At 71.5% G+C, this 14,297-nt stretch carries 15 protein-coding genes; 5 read left to right on the forward strand and 10 right to left on the reverse strand.

The genetic code is table 11. The features are described 5' to 3' along the window. Nucleotides 1-149 precede the first annotated feature (149 nt). Nucleotides 150-1,598 carry a hypothetical protein gene (locus tag ACFVV1_RS17180; protein ID WP_389990019.1) on the reverse strand — a complete coding sequence of 483 codons (1,449 nt, stop codon included), beginning with the start codon at nucleotides 1,596-1,598 and terminating at the stop codon, nucleotides 150-152. 205 nt (nucleotides 1,599-1,803) lie between these two features. Between ACFVV1_RS17180 and ACFVV1_RS17185 the strand changes: the two genes are divergently transcribed. Further along, nucleotides 1,804-3,669 carry an endonuclease/exonuclease/phosphatase family protein gene (locus ACFVV1_RS17185; protein ID WP_389990020.1) on the forward strand — a complete coding sequence of 622 codons (1,866 nt, stop codon included), beginning with the start codon at nucleotides 1,804-1,806 and terminating at the stop codon, nucleotides 3,667-3,669. 12 nt (nucleotides 3,670-3,681) lie between these two features. Here ACFVV1_RS17185 and ACFVV1_RS17190 read toward each other — a convergent pair whose 3' ends face one another. After that, nucleotides 3,682-4,395 (reverse strand): antibiotic biosynthesis monooxygenase, encoded by a 714-nt coding sequence (locus ACFVV1_RS17190; protein WP_389990021.1) that lies wholly within the window; start codon nucleotides 4,393-4,395, stop codon nucleotides 3,682-3,684. 137 nt (nucleotides 4,396-4,532) lie between these two features. On the opposite strand from ACFVV1_RS17190, the gene ACFVV1_RS17195 reads away from it, so the two are divergent. After that, nucleotides 4,533-5,666, forward strand: a complete 1,134-nt coding sequence (locus ACFVV1_RS17195) for a lipid II:glycine glycyltransferase FemX (protein ID WP_389990022.1) — start codon at nucleotides 4,533-4,535, stop codon at nucleotides 5,664-5,666. 61 nt (nucleotides 5,667-5,727) lie between these two features. Here the strand turns inward: ACFVV1_RS17195 and ACFVV1_RS17200 are convergent, their stop codons facing one another. After that, nucleotides 5,728-6,372, reverse strand: coding sequence for a DUF4232 domain-containing protein (locus ACFVV1_RS17200; RefSeq protein ID WP_389990178.1), 645 nt, complete (start codon nucleotides 6,370-6,372; stop codon nucleotides 5,728-5,730). Between the two features lie 216 nt (nucleotides 6,373-6,588). Between ACFVV1_RS17200 and dapA the strand changes: the two genes are divergently transcribed. Continuing rightward, nucleotides 6,589-7,473, forward strand: coding sequence for a 4-hydroxy-tetrahydrodipicolinate synthase (gene dapA / locus ACFVV1_RS17205; RefSeq protein ID WP_389990023.1), 885 nt, complete (start codon nucleotides 6,589-6,591; stop codon nucleotides 7,471-7,473). Here dapA and dapD read toward each other — a convergent pair. Further along, the gene (dapD, locus tag ACFVV1_RS17210) at nucleotides 7,470-8,459 is read right to left on the reverse strand and encodes a 2,3,4,5-tetrahydropyridine-2,6-dicarboxylate N-succinyltransferase (RefSeq protein WP_389990024.1); all 990 of its coding nucleotides are present in this window, start codon (nucleotides 8,457-8,459) and stop codon (nucleotides 7,470-7,472) included. The two genes, dapA and dapD, sit on opposite strands and share 4 nt — an antisense overlap. An 89-nt stretch (nucleotides 8,460-8,548) precedes the next feature. Continuing rightward, entirely contained in the window at nucleotides 8,549-9,790 is a 1,242-nt protein-coding gene (locus ACFVV1_RS17215) for an MFS transporter (RefSeq protein ID WP_389990025.1), read from the reverse strand. 107 nt (nucleotides 9,791-9,897) lie between these two features. On the opposite strand from ACFVV1_RS17215, the gene ACFVV1_RS17220 reads away from it, so the two are divergent. Then, a complete protein-coding gene (locus ACFVV1_RS17220) occupies nucleotides 9,898-10,785 on the forward strand; it encodes a winged helix-turn-helix transcriptional regulator (protein WP_389990026.1) in 888 nt (295 codons plus the stop codon). A gap of 21 nt (nucleotides 10,786-10,806) precedes the next feature. On the opposite strand, the gene ACFVV1_RS17225 is transcribed toward ACFVV1_RS17220, so the two are convergent. Both ACFVV1_RS17225 and ACFVV1_RS17230 read right to left on the reverse strand, forming a co-directional pair. Continuing rightward, complete coding sequence (locus ACFVV1_RS17225; RefSeq protein WP_389990027.1) at nucleotides 10,807-11,343, reverse strand: TetR/AcrR family transcriptional regulator; 537 nt, start codon at nucleotides 11,341-11,343, stop codon at nucleotides 10,807-10,809. Beyond that, nucleotides 11,343-11,663, reverse strand: coding sequence for a multidrug efflux SMR transporter (locus ACFVV1_RS17230; RefSeq protein ID WP_266745506.1), 321 nt, complete (start codon nucleotides 11,661-11,663; stop codon nucleotides 11,343-11,345). Before ACFVV1_RS17230 ends, ACFVV1_RS17225 begins: the two co-directional genes overlap by 1 nt. 220 nt (nucleotides 11,664-11,883) lie before the next feature. Between ACFVV1_RS17230 and ACFVV1_RS17235 the strand changes: the two genes are divergently transcribed. Beyond that, the gene (locus tag ACFVV1_RS17235) at nucleotides 11,884-12,888 is read left to right on the forward strand and encodes a hypothetical protein (protein WP_389990028.1); all 1,005 of its coding nucleotides are present in this window, start codon (nucleotides 11,884-11,886) and stop codon (nucleotides 12,886-12,888) included. Between the two features lie 111 nt (nucleotides 12,889-12,999). Here ACFVV1_RS17235 and ACFVV1_RS17240 read toward each other — a convergent pair whose 3' ends face one another. The 3 genes from ACFVV1_RS17240 to ACFVV1_RS17250 all read right to left on the reverse strand — a co-directional run bounded on the left by ACFVV1_RS17240 (nucleotide 13,000) and on the right by ACFVV1_RS17250 (nucleotide 14,253). Beyond that, a complete protein-coding gene (locus ACFVV1_RS17240) occupies nucleotides 13,000-13,473 on the reverse strand; it encodes a carboxymuconolactone decarboxylase family protein (protein WP_389990029.1) in 474 nt (157 codons plus the stop codon). A 167-nt stretch (nucleotides 13,474-13,640) separates the two neighbouring features. Continuing rightward, nucleotides 13,641-14,006, reverse strand: coding sequence for a VOC family protein (locus tag ACFVV1_RS17245; protein ID WP_389990030.1), 366 nt, complete (start codon nucleotides 14,004-14,006; stop codon nucleotides 13,641-13,643). A 64-nt stretch (nucleotides 14,007-14,070) separates the two neighbouring features. Continuing rightward, nucleotides 14,071-14,253, reverse strand: a complete 183-nt coding sequence (locus ACFVV1_RS17250; protein ID WP_389990187.1) for a hypothetical protein — start codon at nucleotides 14,251-14,253, stop codon at nucleotides 14,071-14,073. Between the last annotated feature and the right edge of the window lie 44 nt (nucleotides 14,254-14,297).

Below are 14,297 nucleotides of genomic sequence, written 5' to 3' on the forward strand. Positions count from 1 at the left end.
GCAGTTGGCCGCATACAGCACCGCCGGCCGGATGCGGTGCCGTATGCGGTACAGACGGCCGGATGCGGACGGGCAGCTGCAGCCGGCCGCGTACAGCTGCCCGTACGCGGCTGTCCGGAGCCGGCCGTCGCCACGCCCGCTCGCGTGCCTCAGGCCCGCGACCGTGCCTTGAACGCCGCCTTGCGGGCCTCCTTGGCCTGCTTCTTGTCGCTGTGCAGCCGCCCCATCGCTTCGAGGACGTCCGCCGTCGCCGGGTGCTCCACCCGCCACGCCTCGCCGAAGAAACCGCTGTGCTGACCCGCCAGGCCCTCGACCAGGCCCTGGAGCTCGTCCAGGTCGCCCTCGGCCTCCAGCTGGGCCGCGATCGTGTCGATGGCGAGCCAGAAGATCATCGACTCGGGCGGCGCGGGTACGTCCGCCGCGCCCAGCTCCGCGAGCCAGACCCGGGCGAGGCCGCCCAGCTCGGCGTCGTCCAGCACCGCGCGTACCGCGGGCTCCGCCTCCGCGCCGACCAGGGCGAGCGCCTGCTGGCAGTTGAGCCGCCGCAGCGGCGCCTGCCGGTCCGTTCCGCGGGCCGCCGCCAGGAGTTCGGCCGCGGCGCCGTCCGCACCGCGCCGGGTGAGCCACAGCTCGATCTCGCCGCGCGCCGCCGCCTCGGGGTAGTACGCGATGCCGCCGAGGAGCGCGTCGGCCCCCTTGTCCGCGAGGTCGCCGATCGCCGGGGCGTCCACCCCGGCCTCCAGCATCCGGGCCCGGATGCCGTACAGGCCGAGGGGGGTCAGCTTCACCATTCCGTACCGGGTGACGTCCTCGTCGTCGTCCACGACGGCGGTGTCCTCGCCCTCCTCGGCCAGCAACGCCTCGTCCACCGGGCGGTATTCGACGATCCCCATGGGTTCGAGGACCCGGAACTGGTCGTCGAGGCGCATCATCGCCTCGGACACCTGCTCAAGGATGTCGTCGGTGGGCTCGCCCATGTCCTCCGGCACCAGCATCGACGCGGCGAGCGCGGGCAGCGGTACGGGCGCCGCGTCCGCGCCGCCGTCGCCGACGGTGAGCAGGTACAGATTGCCGAGGACCCCGTCGAGGAATTCCGCCTCGGCCTCCGGATCCCAGTCCAGGGAATCGAAGTCCACCGTGCCGTCCTCGCCGACGAGGTCGGCGAAGTCCTCGAAGAAGGGCGCGGTGGCATCGGCGTGGACGGCCTCCAGTCCGTCGAGCCAGATCGACAGGACCTCCTGCGGCGAACCTCCGGTGATCAGCGCCAGGTTCTCACCGGCGGCGGCGGTCCCCTCCGCGTCCTCCCCGTCGGTCTCCTCCGGGTCCTCGACGTCGACCAGTCCCGTGTCGACCGCGAGCCGCCACGCCTCGCTGGCCTCCGCCGCGCCGTCCTCGTCCGCCGTGCGGCCGAGGTGCTCGGCCGCCGCGGGCAACTGCGCTTCGACGAGCTCGCCACCGGCGCCGACCCGGGTCTCCGGGCCCGCCCAGCGGGCGAGCCGGACGGCGCGGGCGAGCAGCGGCGCGGCGAGCGCGTCCCGTGCCAGCTCGGCCTCGGTGCGCAGCCTTACGGGCGGCAGGGTGGGGCGCTCTGCGGACATCAGGTGGTTCTCCTCGGGACGTACGGGGCGTACGGGGCGCGTACGGGATCGGGCGGCCCAAGCGTAGACGCATTTCGCCCCATGCCACCTGGTTCATGAAGCGGACGGCTTCCGTCCACCCGGAGGTTCTTGACAACGGATGCGCCCACACAAGAGATTTACGCGCGTAGACCCCATCGTCCCCCTCGATACTCCGGAGCTCTTGATGCCCGCCGCATCGTCCAGAACAACCGCCGTATCCGCCGTAGTCGCCGCCGCGCTCGCCGCGGGCCTGCTCACCGGCGCAGCGACCACTTCCGCGTCCGCCTCCTCCCCGGCCGCCTCCTCCCCGGCCGCCGGCGGCCAGGTCCGGATCCACGACATCCAGGGCACCACCCGGATATCCCCGCTCGTCGGCCAACAGGTCGGCGGGGTCGCGGGCATCGTCACGGGTGTGCGGACGTACGGCTCGAAGGGCTTCTGGTTCCAGGACCCGAACCCCGACGCCGACCCCGCCACCAGCGAGGGCGTCTTCGTCTACACCGGCTCCGCGCCGACCGTCGCGGTCGGTGACGCGGTCACGGTCTCGGGCACGGTCGCCGAGTTCGTCGCGGGCGGCGCCTCCTCCGGCAACCAGTCGCTCACCCAGATCACCAGGCCCACCATCGCCGTGGTCTCCTCGGGCAACGCCCTGCCCGCGCCGGTGACGGTCTCGGAGCGCTCGGTCCCCGCCCGGTACACCCCGGCGGGCGACCCTGCGGCGGGCGGCTCGATCGACGCGCTCCCCCTCGCCCCGTCCCGCTACGCCCTGGACTACTACGAGTCCCTGGAGGGCATGAACATCCGCATCGGCTCCTCGCGGGTGATCGGCGCCACCGACCCGCACGCCGAGCTGTGGGTGACGGTGAAGCCGCACGAGAACGCCAACAACCGCGGCGGCACGGTCTACGGCTCGTACACCGCGCAGAACACCGGCCGGCTCCAGATCCAGTCGCTGGTGCCGCTCACCGAGCAGCCCTTCCCGGCCGCCGATGTCGGCGATGTGCTGTCCGGTACGACCGAGGGCCCGCTCGACTTCAACCAGTACGGCGGCTACACGCTGACCGCCCGCACCCTGGGCAAGGTCACCGCCGACGGGCTGCGCCGGGAGACGACCGGCAAGCAGCACGACAACGAGCTGGCGGTGGCGACGTACAACGTCGAGAACCTCGACCCCGGCGACCCGCAGGAGAAGTTCGACGCGCTCGCCGCCGCGGTGGTCGACAACCTCGCCTCGCCCGACATCGTGGCGCTGGAGGAGATCCAGGACGACAACGGCGCGACGGACGACGGCACGGTCTCCGCCGACCGGACGGTCACGATGTTCACCGACGCGATCGTGGCCGCGGGCGGCCCGGCGTACCAGTGGCGTTCCATCGATCCGGAGAACAAGAAGGACGGCGGCGAGCCCGGCGGCAACATCCGCCAGGTGTTCCTCTTCAACCCGGAGCGGGTGTCGTTCACCGACCGCGCGGGCGGCGACGCGACGACCGCGACCGATGTCGTACGGGCGGGGGGCGGGGCGGCCCTGACCCACTCCCCCGGCCGGATCGACCCGGCGAACCCGGCGTGGACGAACAGCCGCAAGCCGCTCGCCGGAGAGTTCACCTTCCGCGGCCGTACGGTCTTCGTCGTCGCCAACCACTTCGCGTCCAAGGGCGGCGACGAGTCCATCGTCTCGCAGCACCAGCCGCCCACCCGCTCGTCGGAGGTCCAGCGGCACGCGCAGGGCAAGGCGGTCAACACCTTCGTCAAGAAGCTGCTGAGCGTCCAGAAGAACGCGGACGTCCTGGTCGTCGGCGACATCAACGACTTCGAGTTCTCCGGCACGACCGAGGCGCTGGCGGCCGGTGGCGTGCTGTATCCGGCGATCAAGTCCCTGCCGCGCTCGGAGCGTTACTCGTACGTGTACCAGGGCAACACCCAGGTGCTCGACCAGATCCTGACCAGCCCGTCGATCCACGGCTTCCACTACGACAGCGTCCACATCAACGCGGAGTTCGCCGCGCAGAACAGCGACCACGACCCGCAGGTGCTGCGCTTCCGTCCGTAGCCCGTCGCGCCCCTACACGCCCGCGCTCGGCCGCATGCTGAGCGCGGGCGTGTACCGGTGCACGCCGCCGCCGCTCATCCCCGGGTACGACTGCACCCGCTCCCACTGCGGCGTCCTCGACCCGATCCCGTCACCGGGCGCGGCCAGCGCCTCGACATGGGCCCGCGCGCTCTCCCATTCGGCGTAATTGAGTACGCGCGTTCCGTCGGTGCTGACGTGGAAGTGCCCGGAGAGGCCGCCGGGTGCGGGCGCCGGATCGGTCCCCAGCGCCTCGAACACGGTGTCCACCCAGTCCCGCTGCCGCGCCTTGTCCGGCCCCTCGAACTCGACGTCGACGATCACGACGCACCCCGGTTCCCGCCCGTCTCCCTCCGCCGGCGGCACGGAGCGGTACATCTCGAAGGTGTGCAGCCCGAGCCGCCGGATGCCCGGCACGGCGGCGTCGATGTCCGCGTTCCGCTCGTCCCGGCCGTGCCCGAAGAACTCCTGGTACGCCTGCTCACCACTCCACTGGCTGTAGTGGAACAAGGTCTTCCCGTCCTCACCGGCATGGACGGTGTACGAGAGCAGCCCCGGATGCGGCCACTCCCGGCCTTCCCACGCGGTACGGACGGCCTCGACCGTCCGCCGCTGCCGCTCGGGGGTGCCGACATCCCAGGTGCTCGCCTTGACCGGTCCGACGTCGTTACGGGCAAGATCGGGACGGGATTCGAATCGCACGCTCATGACGGGTCCTCCTGACCGGTGCACCCGCGTGGTGCGCCGCTGCCGACCACACTGGTAGGTCAAGTGCGCTTGAGGTCAACACCACTCTTCCGGTGACGCCGTCAGGCACACCGACGGGACAACGAACGGAGTACCGCATGGAACCGCGTCTCAGGGCGATCACCCGCGAGGAGCATCTGGCGTTCGTCGCGAGCCGGCCCGCCGTGAGCCATATGCAGGTTCCGTCGTGGGGCGATGTGAAGCCCGACTGGCGAGCGGAGAGCATCGGCTGGTTCGACCGCGACGCCACCGGCCGGGACCGGATCGTCGGAGCCGGGCTCGTCCTCTACCGGCCGATCCCCCGGGTGAAACGCTATCTGGCGTATCTGCCGGAGGGCCCCGTCATCGACTGGCACGACGCCGGTCTGGGGCGGTGGCTGGCGCCGATGCTGGCCCATCTGAAGGCGCAGGGCGCGTTCTCGGTGCGCATGGGCCCGCCGGTGGTCGCCCGCCGCTGGGACGCCCAGACGGTCAAGGACGCCATCGCGGACCCGGCCGCCGGACGGCTGCGCGACGTGGCGCCGGACACGGAAGAGCCGCAGGCCGCCGCGCTGGTGGAACAGCTGCGCGCACTGGGCTGGCAGCAGGGCGAGGAGGACGGCGAGGACGGCTTCAGCGCCGGACAGCCCCGGTACGTCTTCCAGGTGCCGTTCGCCGGGCGGTCGCTGGAGGAGATCCTGGGCAACCTGAACCAGCAGTGGCGGCGCAACATCAAGAAGGCGGAGAAGTCGGGCGTCAAGGTCGTCGAGGGCGACTACGAGGACCTCCCGGCCTTCTACGAGCTGTACCGCGAGACGGCCGAGCGCGACCGCTTCATCCCTCGCCCGCTCGGCTACTTCCAGCGCATGTGGACCGTGCTGCGGGCCGAGGACCCCGACCGGATGCGGCTCTATCTGGCCCACCACGACGGCGAAACGCTCTCCGCGGCGACGATGCTGACCGTGGGGAACCACGTCTGGTACTCCTACGGCGCCTCGACCGGCCGCAAGCGCGAGGTCCAGCCCAGCAACGCCGTCCAGTGGCGCATGATGAGCGACGCGCACGAGAGGGGCGCGGCCGTCTACGACCTGCGCGGCATCACCGACACCCTGGACGAGAGCAACCATCTCCTGGGGCTGCTGCGCTTCAAGGTCGGCACCGGCGGCCGGGCCGCCGAGTACCTCGGCGAGTGGGAATACCCGATCAACAGGGTGCTCCACAAGGCCTTCTCCCTCTACATGGCGCGCCGCTGACCCCACCACCCGCGCCGGCCTGCCCGCCGAGCTCGTCCTCCGGTCCGGGGCCGCCGCGGTACTACTGCGAGGAATCGGTCCGCCAGGCGGTCATGTTCAGCTCGTCGAGCAGCCGTACGTCGCTGCCCTCCAGCGGGAAGGTGCGCGCCTCCAGTCCGGGGGCCGGTGCGATCTCCAGCGCGTCGCCCTCGATGAGATCCCCTCCGGTCGCGGTGGAGACCCACGCGAGAAGCGACCGCACCGTCTCCCCCGGCTTCAGCATGACCTCCTTCGGGCCCCGGTCGGTCCCCATGTACGAGGAGCCCGGATTCACCGGGACCGGCAGCGGATCACCGGCCTCGTCCAGTGCCCGGACCGACGGATAGCCGTCGACGCGGTACGGCTTGCTGCCGCAGTTGGTGAGGGTGAGACCGACGGCCCGGTGGCCCAGCGCGGCCTCGATCTCGCCCATGCCGACGACGACGCCGGAGGACGGGCAGTCGGCCCGGTCGGGGCTCCCGGTGGGTGTGGGGCCGGGCCCCTGCGCCGACGGAGTCGGCGGCCGGTCGGGAAGCGCTGCGGGGACGCTCGGAAACGGTGACGGCAGCTTGTCGGCGTGCACCCTGTACGACCAGCTCGGTGTCGGCTCCGGCTCGCCCTCGCCCGCCGGCACGAGAAAACCGGCGCAACCCGAGAGCGACAGGCCCAGCGCCCCGGCCATGAGCACGGCCACCACCGGCCGCCGCCTCCCGGACCCGGTTCCGTTCTCCGCCCCTGTCCGTTCCCGTACAGTCATGCACCCGCCCCCGTGTCGGCCTGCCGCATAGGCGTTCGATCATGCCAGAGCGTGGAACCCCTTCCCACAACTGTTGAACGTTTCTTCCCCTTCACCCCAAGCAGAACTAAGTGGACCTTCACGGTCCGGTCGACCGACACTTCGGGAATGACAGCACCCGTAGCCCCCTTCGGCCGAGCACTCTGCGCCATGATCACGCCGTTCACCGCCTCCGGAGCGCTGGACCCGGACGCCGCCGGGAAGCTTGCCGCCTCGCTGGTCGCCGACGGCTGCGACGGTCTGGTGCTCAGTGGCACCACCGGCGAGTCCCCGACCACCTCCGACGCGGAGAAGACCGCGCTGCTGCGGGCCGTCCGGGCGGCGGTCGGCGACGGCGTGCCGATCGTCGCCGGGGTCGGCAGCCCGGACACCCGGCACACCGTGGCCCTCGCCCGGCAGGCCGAACAGGCGGGCGCGGACGGCCTGTTGGTGGTGACTCCGTACTACAGCAGACCGCCGCAGGCCGCCGTCGAGGCGCACTTGTGGCGCGTCGCCGATGCCACCGGCCTTCCGCTCATGCTGTACGACATCCCCGGCCGCACCGGCACCCGCATCGAGCCGGAGACCCTGCTGCGGCTCGCGGAGCACCCGCGCATCGTGGCCGTGAAGGACTGCGCGTACGACCTGCTCGGCTCGACGAAGGTGATCGGCGCGACGTCGCTGGCCTACTACTCGGGCTGCGAGGAACTGAACCTGCCGCTGTACGCGGTCGGCGCGGCGGGCTACGTCAGCACGGTCGCCAATGTGGCACCCCGGCAGCTGCGGGCGGTGCTGGACGCCTTCGACGCCGGGGACACGGCCGGGGCCGCCCGGCTCAACCGGCTGACCGTCCCGCTCGCCGAACTGATGATGGCGTCCGGGCTGCCCGGCACGGTCACGGCGAAGGCACTGCTCGACGCCGGGCCGGTCCGCGAACCGCTGCAGCCCGCCGGGCGCGGGGCGACCGACGGGCTGCGGCGGGCGTACGAGGAACTCCTCGCCGCGACACGCTAGTTGTGGCTGTGCAGGATGTCGTTGAGACCGCCCCAGACCGCGTTGTTGGGGCGGGCCTCGACGGCGCCGGTGACCGAGTTGCGGCGGAAGAGGATGTTCGAAGCGCCGGAGAGCTCGCGGGCCTTGACGATCTGCCCGTCCGGCATCGTGATACGGCTGCCGGCCGTGATGTAGAGCCCGGCCTCGACGACGCACTCGTCGCCGAGCGCGATCCCGACACCGGCCTCGGCACCGATCAGGCAGCGCTCGCCGATGACGATGCGCTCCTTGCCGCCGCCGGAGAGGGTGCCCATCGTGGAGGCGCCGCCGCCGATGTCGGAGCCGTTGCCGACGACGACACCCGCGGAGATCCGGCCCTCGACCATCGACGTGCCGAGGGTGCCCGCGTTGAAGTTGACGAAGCCCTCGTGCATGACAGTGGTGCCGGAGGCGAGGTGCGCGCCGAGCCTGACCCGGTCGGCGTCGGCGATCCGGACGCCCTTCGGCGCGACGTAGTCCGTCATCCGGGGGAACTTGTCGACCGAGGTGACCTGGAGGTGCAGGCCCTCGGCGCGGGCGTTCAGCCGCACCCTCTCCACGTCGTCCACGGCGACCGGGCCGAGCGAGGTCCAGGCGACGTTGGCGAGGAGGCCGAAGAGGCCGTCCAGGTTCTGGCCGTGCGGCCGGACGAGGCGGTGCGAGAGCAGGTGCAGGCGCAGGTACGCGTCGTGCGCGTCGAGCGGCTTGTCGTCGAGCGAGGCGATGACCGTACGTACGGCGACGATCTCGACACCTCGGCGGGCGTCCACACCGAGGGCCTTGGCGGCGCCGTCGCCGAGGAGGTCGACGGCCTGGTCGGGGGTGAGCCGTTCGGTTCCGGCCGGGCCCGGCTCGGCGGTGAGCTCGGGGGCGGGGAACCAGGTGTCGAGAACGGAACCGTCGCCGGCGATGGTGGCGAGGCCGGCGGCGACGGCGCCGGTGGTGCGAGCAGGAGTCGTGTCGGTCATGACACGAAACCTAACCGGCGGGGCGCCGTCGTTGCCAACCGGTCTCGCCGGGTGGTCGCGCACGCGCCCCGGGAGCCCCGGCCACCCGCTCAGCCGGGCTGCGTCTGCCGCTCGGGTGCCGGTACGGGTTCCTCCGCGCGCGCCGCCACCGCCGCGGGTCCGCCCAGCCGCCGCGCCGCCAGCACCGCCGCCCCCGCACTGCCCGCCAGCACCGCGCAGGCCGGCCAGAGCAGTTCGGGCGCGGCGGCGTAGAGGGCGCCGCCGAGCGGTGGTGCCAGCACCTGCCCGCTGATGGAGGCGCCCGCGTACAGGCTCTGGAAGCGGCCCTGGGCATGGGCGGGGGCCTGATCGGCGACGTACGCCGTCGCGGTGGTCTTGTAGAGGATCTCGCCCGCCGTCAGCGAGGCCATCATCGTGACGGCGAACAGCGCCCCTGCCCCCGGGATCAGCACCGCGTAGCCCAGTCCCACCAGCAGCAGCCCGGCGCCCACGATGCCCAGCGGCGCGCGTCGGCGCAGGGCGTGGGCCGCGGGGAGTTCCAGCAGGAGGATGAGGCCGCCGTTGATGGAGAGCAGCCAGCCGTAGAACTGGGCGCTGTGGCCGTGCTCGGTCAGGAAGACGGGCAGGGTCGAGTACTGCTGGCGGTAGACGAGGTCGACGCAGAGGATCGAGGCGAGCAGGACCAGCACCGCGGGCCTGGCCCGCAGCTCCCGCCACAGCCCGGGTGCGCCCGGCGCGCGCACCGGCCGGCTGTGTGCGGTGCCGTGCGCCGGGAGCACCGTCGCCGCGTATCCGGCGAAGAACAGCGTCCCGAGGCCGTCGGCGACGAAGAGCCAGTCGTACGAGAAGCGGGCGGCGATCAGCGCGCCGAGCGGCGGGCCGACGGCGAACGCGGCGTTGCTCCCGGCCCGCACGAGGGCGAAGCTCTGGCGCCGGCCGCCCTCGGGGACGGAGACGGCGACGAGGGCGGAGTTGGCGGCGCGCACCACACCTGCCGCGTACTGCGCGAGCGGCAGCACCCCGTACATCGCGACGACCGGCAGGATGGGCAGGGTGGCCAGCGCCGTCCCGCTGACCAGCGCACCGGTCAGCAGCATCCGGCGGTGGCCGTAGTGATCGCCGAACCAGCCGCCGGTGAAGTTCCCCGCGACGAGGCCGATGCCGCCGATGCCCGCGATCACTCCGGCCTGCGGGACGGTCAGCCCGCGCGGGCCGGTCAGATAGACGAAGAGAAAGACGAAGGTGAAGCTGACGACCCCGTTGAGGAAGGAGCCGAAGGCCAGCAGCCGTACCGTGCGCGGTACGTCCCGCACGATCCCGAAGAACCTCATCAGCAGCACCCTCCCAGTAAGTTCCTCTTGGGAACGGACTATGGCATCATGCTTGACTGCAGGTCAATCAGGTAAGAGACGGCAGCGGCAGACCGCCGGAGGAGCCCATGCCCCAGCGCACCAGCCTGGCCGACGCCGACTGCGCGATCGCCCAGGCACTCGATGTCGTCGGCGACTGGTGGACCCTGCTGATCGTGCGGGACACGGCGCGCGGGGTGCACCGCTTCGACGCGCTCCAGGAGGAGCTGGGCGTGTCCCGCAAGGTGCTGACCGAGCGGCTGCGGCTGCTGGTCGACGCGGGAGTGCTGTCCCGGGAGCCGTACCAGGACCGGCCACCCCGGTACGAGTACCGGCTCACCCGGCGCGGACGCGCACTGCTGCCCGTGCTGATCGCGCTCCAGGACTGGGGCGACAGCTGGGTGATGGGAGACGGGGAGATGACGGCAACGGCCGCCGAGGCGTCGAAGGAGGCGGCCCGGGTGCACGCCCTGGTGGGCACCCGCCTGCCCGAGCTTCGACTGCTCGACCACGACGGTGTGCCGCGCGATCCGGTCGCCGACACCCCGTACACCGTCCTGTACTGCTTCCCCGGCGCCTACGCCCGCCGGGACGCCTATCCGCCGGGGTGGGCGCAGATCCCGGGCGCGAGCGGCTGCACCCTCGAATCCTGTACGTACCGCGACCAGCTGGCCGAGTTCACGGCGGCGGGCGCGACCGTGCACGGGGTGTCCACCCAACGCCCGGACGAGCAACGGGCGTTCGCGGACGCGGAGCGGCTGCGCTTCCCCCTGCTGTCCGACGCGGAGCTGGAACTGACGGCGGCTCTGCGACTGCCGACGTTCCGCGCGGCAGGGACGAGCCGGCTGAAGCGGCTGACGCTGGTGGTGGACCGGAACCGGACGGTCCGCGAGGTGCTGTACCCGATCACGGACATCGAGGCGAGCGCGCAGGCGGCCCTGACGGCGATCCGAGGGGCGGGCCTGCCCGGCGCGTGACGCCCGAGTGGCACCGGCCCGTCAGCCGACGAGGCGCCCCAGCATCTCCCGCGCGTACGCCTCGTCGTACTCCCCACCGGTGAGCAGCACCTGCAGACAGATCCCGTCCATGAGCGCGACCAGCGCCCGCGCCGTGGCCGGATCGGTCCGCCGGGACAGCAGCTCGGCCGTGCCGTCGGTCCACTCGGCGGCGACCGGTCGCAGCGCGGGTCTGCGCAGCGCGGCGAGGTAGAGCTCGTACTCCAGCTCGGCCCGCCCGCGCCCGCCGGAGAAGTACTCCCCCAGCAGCCCGGCCAGTTCCCCGGCGAGGTCGACGGCCGGATCGGTCAGGGCCTCGCTCGCCCGCATGACCTCCGCGAAGTTCTCGTTCGACCGGCGCAGCGCCGCGATCAACAGCTCGTCCAGCGAGGCGAAGTGATACGTCGTCGAGCCGAGCGGCACATCGGCCTCGGCCGCGACGGAGCGGTGGCTGAGCCCCGCGATGCCCTTGGCACCGACCACCCGGATCGCGGCGTCGATGATGCGGCCGCGCCGCTCGGGGTCGTAACGGCGTGTCATCAGTGGGCCCCTCCCAGGTTCAGCACCACCACTCCGGCGATGACCAGCGCTATGCCCGCCAGCTTGACCAGGTTGCCGGACTCCCCCATGAAGAGGATGCCGATGGCGGCGATCGCGGCGGTGCCGATCCCGGCCCAGATGGCATAGGCGGTGCCCATGGACAGCGTCTTCAGCGTCTGGGCGAGCAGGGCGAAGGCGATGAGATAGCCCGCGACGGTGATCAGCGAGGGCCAGAGCCGGGTGAAGCCCTCGCTGTATTTCATGGCCGTCGTACCGGCCACCTCGGCCGCGATCGCCGCGGCAAGCAGTCCATAACCCATGTGTACGAGTGTACGCATCGCCGCTCGCGCCACGGTACGGCGGTTTCGCGCCATGCGGGACGCTACGGTGTCCCGACCAGCACACAGGACGACGACACACAACGGAGCAGCAGTGGCGCAGGACGCAGGGTGGGGCGGCGGAGCACCGTACGGAGGACCCCCGGGGCCACCGGGATGGGGCGGCTGGATGCCACCGCCGAAGCCGGGGGTGATACCGCTGATGCCCCTGAAGCTCGGGGACATACTCGGCGGCGCCTTCAGCGCGATGGGGCGCTACTGGAAGCAGTTGTTCGGCATAGGTGCGGCCGTGTACGGCGGGGCGCTGGTGATCGTGGGGGCGGCTGCCCTGATCGCGTACTCCGCGACCGGTGACCATCTGCGCCACGTCGTCTCGCTCAGCGCCGAGGAGGATCCGACGTCGGCGGACGTGGTGCCGCTGGTGATCGGCTTCGGCGCCGTCTGGCTGGTCGCGATGGTCGCGTTCATGGTCGGTACGGCCATGATGTACGCGACCGTTCCCGCGATCCTGCAGGAAGCGGTCCTGGGCAGGCCGACCACCTTCGCCGTGATCTGGCGCCGGGCCTGGGCCCGCGTGCCGGCGGTGATCGGAACGGTGATCCTGTCCACCCTGATCGCGATGATCCCGATGGTGCTCGCGATGATCGGCTTCATCGCGATCATGATCGGCGCCACCACTCTCTCGCACGGGTCCGGCACCGTGCTGTGGACCTCGCTCGGCCTCCTGGGAGCCCTGGCCACCGCGCCCCTGGCGGCCTGGCTCTGGGTGAAGTTCTGCCTGGCCCCCTCGGCTGTGGTCTTCGAGGGGCAGCGCCCGGTGGAGGGACTGCGCCGCTCGTCGCAACTGGTGCGCGGCGACTGGTGGCGGGTCTTCGGGATCACCCTGCTGGCCTTCCTCATGGCGGCCGTGGCGAACTACGTCATCCAGATCCCGTTCTCGTTCCTCGGCATGTTCTCCGGTGTCATCGGCGGCTCGACCCTGGCCGACGACCCGAACCCCGCCTCGATCGTCTTCGCCATGAGCGGCTATCTGGTGATCATGGCGCTGGGGCAGCTGATCGGACAGCTCGTCTCGACAACGTTCCCGCAGCTGGTGACCGGGCTCCTCTACGTCGACCGGCGCATCCGTACGGAGAACCTGGGTCCGGCCCTCGCCGAGGCGGCGGCCACCCCGCCGCCGCCCCCGTACGGCACCCAGGCGTACTGATCAGCCGGACCGCCGAACGGTCCAGCACGACGCCCCGGACCCCGGCGAACGGCGCCCGGGGCGTCTGCTGCTCCGGTACCGGACCGAGTCGGCGGTCCCGGCCACCCCTGGTTATCCGAACTGGCCGGGCTGGTAGTCGCCGGCGGGCTGCTGGGTGATGACGTTCACGCGGTTGAAGGCGTTGATGAGGGCGATGAGCGACACCAGGGTGCCGAGCTGCTCCTCGTCATAGTGCTTGGCAGCATTCGCCCAGACCTCGTCACTGACACCACCGGCCCCGTCGGCGATGCGGGTGCCCTGCTCCGCGAGTTCCAGGGCAGCGCGCTCGGCATCGGTGAATACCTTGGCCTCCCGCCAGGCCGCGACCAGGTTGAGACGCAGCGACGTCTCCCCGGCGTGCGCCGCGTCCTTGCTGTGCATGTCGACGCAGAAGCCGCAGCCATTGATCTGACTGGCACGGAGCAGCACCAGCTCCCGCGTCGCGGCCGGCAGCTTCGATTCCCCGATCACCTTGCCCGCCGAGACGATGTGCTTCAGTGCCCCGGCCGCGACCGGGTTGGCGAAGAGGTTCAAGCGAGCATCCATGGTGCACTCCTTTGCCGTTGTTGGCGGTTACACCTCTCTGACGGAAACAGCCCGGCAGATGTGACACGACGGAATGTGACCCGCCTCTCCCTTGTCGAGCCGCGGCAGGGACCGCCCACAACGACGTTCAGGACCGCTACCGGGCCGTCGCCCCGCCCTGGGGTCGCTCAGTCGACGAGCGAGTTCTTCGGACTCAGCACACAGAACTCGTTGCCCTCGGGGTCCGCCAGCACCACCCAGCTCACATCCGCCTGCTGCCCGATCTCGACCCGCCGCGCCCCGAGCCCGATGATGCGCTCGACCTCGGCGACCTGGTCATCGGGGGCGAGGTCGATGTGCAGCCGGTTCTTGAGCGTCTTCCTCTCCGGCACAGGGACGAAGGTGATCCCGGGAACCGCGGACTTGTCGGCGCCGATGACGATCTCGTCGTCGGCCTCGAAGAGCACCTTCCAGTCGAGCACTTGGCACCAGAAGCGGGCGAGCGACGGAAGATCGTGGGCGTCGACGACGATGCTGTAAAAGGAAACGGCCATGCCCGCAAGTCTGCCTGGCGGGCATGGCCGTTGACCATCTCGAATCGCGAAGGCGCCCGGTCCGTCAGCTGCCGACGGTGAACCAGGTGGCCCGGGACTTCCTCCACTCGGCGTGGTCGAGATCCTTGGCCTCCGTGCCGTCCCCGTACAGATCGGCCGATCCGGCGTCCGTGATCAGCTGGCTGATGCAGCACAGCGAGCCTCTCGTCGGCGTGGGGTCGCGTTCGGATTCCCGTTCCCTCGCCAACCCCGGACACACATCACGCGTACGGCGGACGAACACCGACGAAC

The sequence above is a fragment of the Streptomyces sp. NPDC058092 genome (assembly GCF_042884935.1).
Lineage (GTDB): Bacteria > Actinomycetota > Actinomycetes > Streptomycetales > Streptomycetaceae > Streptomyces.

Bases quoted from the DNA above. Each gene is read 5' to 3' on its own strand.
- ACFVV1_RS17180 (WP_389990019.1), bottom strand. From the start codon at position 1,598: ATGTCCGCAGAGCGCCCCACCCTGCCGCCCGTAAGGCTGCGCACCGAG.
- ACFVV1_RS17245 (WP_389990030.1), bottom strand. From the start codon at position 14,006: ATGGCCGTTTCCTTTTACAGCATCGTCGTCGACGCCCACGATCTTCCG.
- ACFVV1_RS17235 (WP_389990028.1), top strand. From the start codon at position 11,884: ATGCCCCTGAAGCTCGGGGACATACTCGGCGGCGCCTTCAGCGCGATG.
- ACFVV1_RS17195 (WP_389990022.1), top strand. From the start codon at position 4,533: ATGGAACCGCGTCTCAGGGCGATCACCCGCGAGGAGCATCTGGCGTTC.
- ACFVV1_RS17190 (WP_389990021.1), bottom strand. From the start codon at position 4,395: ATGAGCGTGCGATTCGAATCCCGTCCCGATCTTGCCCGTAACGACGTC.
- dapA (WP_389990023.1), top strand. From the start codon at position 6,589: ATGACAGCACCCGTAGCCCCCTTCGGCCGAGCACTCTGCGCCATGATC.
- ACFVV1_RS17225 (WP_389990027.1), bottom strand. From the start codon at position 11,343: ATGACACGCCGTTACGACCCCGAGCGGCGCGGCCGCATCATCGACGCC.
- ACFVV1_RS17215 (WP_389990025.1), bottom strand. From the start codon at position 9,790: ATGAGGTTCTTCGGGATCGTGCGGGACGTACCGCGCACGGTACGGCTG.
- ACFVV1_RS17240 (WP_389990029.1), bottom strand. From the start codon at position 13,473: ATGGATGCTCGCTTGAACCTCTTCGCCAACCCGGTCGCGGCCGGGGCA.
- ACFVV1_RS17185 (WP_389990020.1), top strand. From the start codon at position 1,804: ATGCCCGCCGCATCGTCCAGAACAACCGCCGTATCCGCCGTAGTCGCC.
- ACFVV1_RS17220 (WP_389990026.1), top strand. From the start codon at position 9,898: ATGCCCCAGCGCACCAGCCTGGCCGACGCCGACTGCGCGATCGCCCAG.
- dapD (WP_389990024.1), bottom strand. From the start codon at position 8,459: ATGACCGACACGACTCCTGCTCGCACCACCGGCGCCGTCGCCGCCGGC.
- ACFVV1_RS17230 (WP_266745506.1), bottom strand. From the start codon at position 11,663: ATGGGTTATGGACTGCTTGCCGCGGCGATCGCGGCCGAGGTGGCCGGT.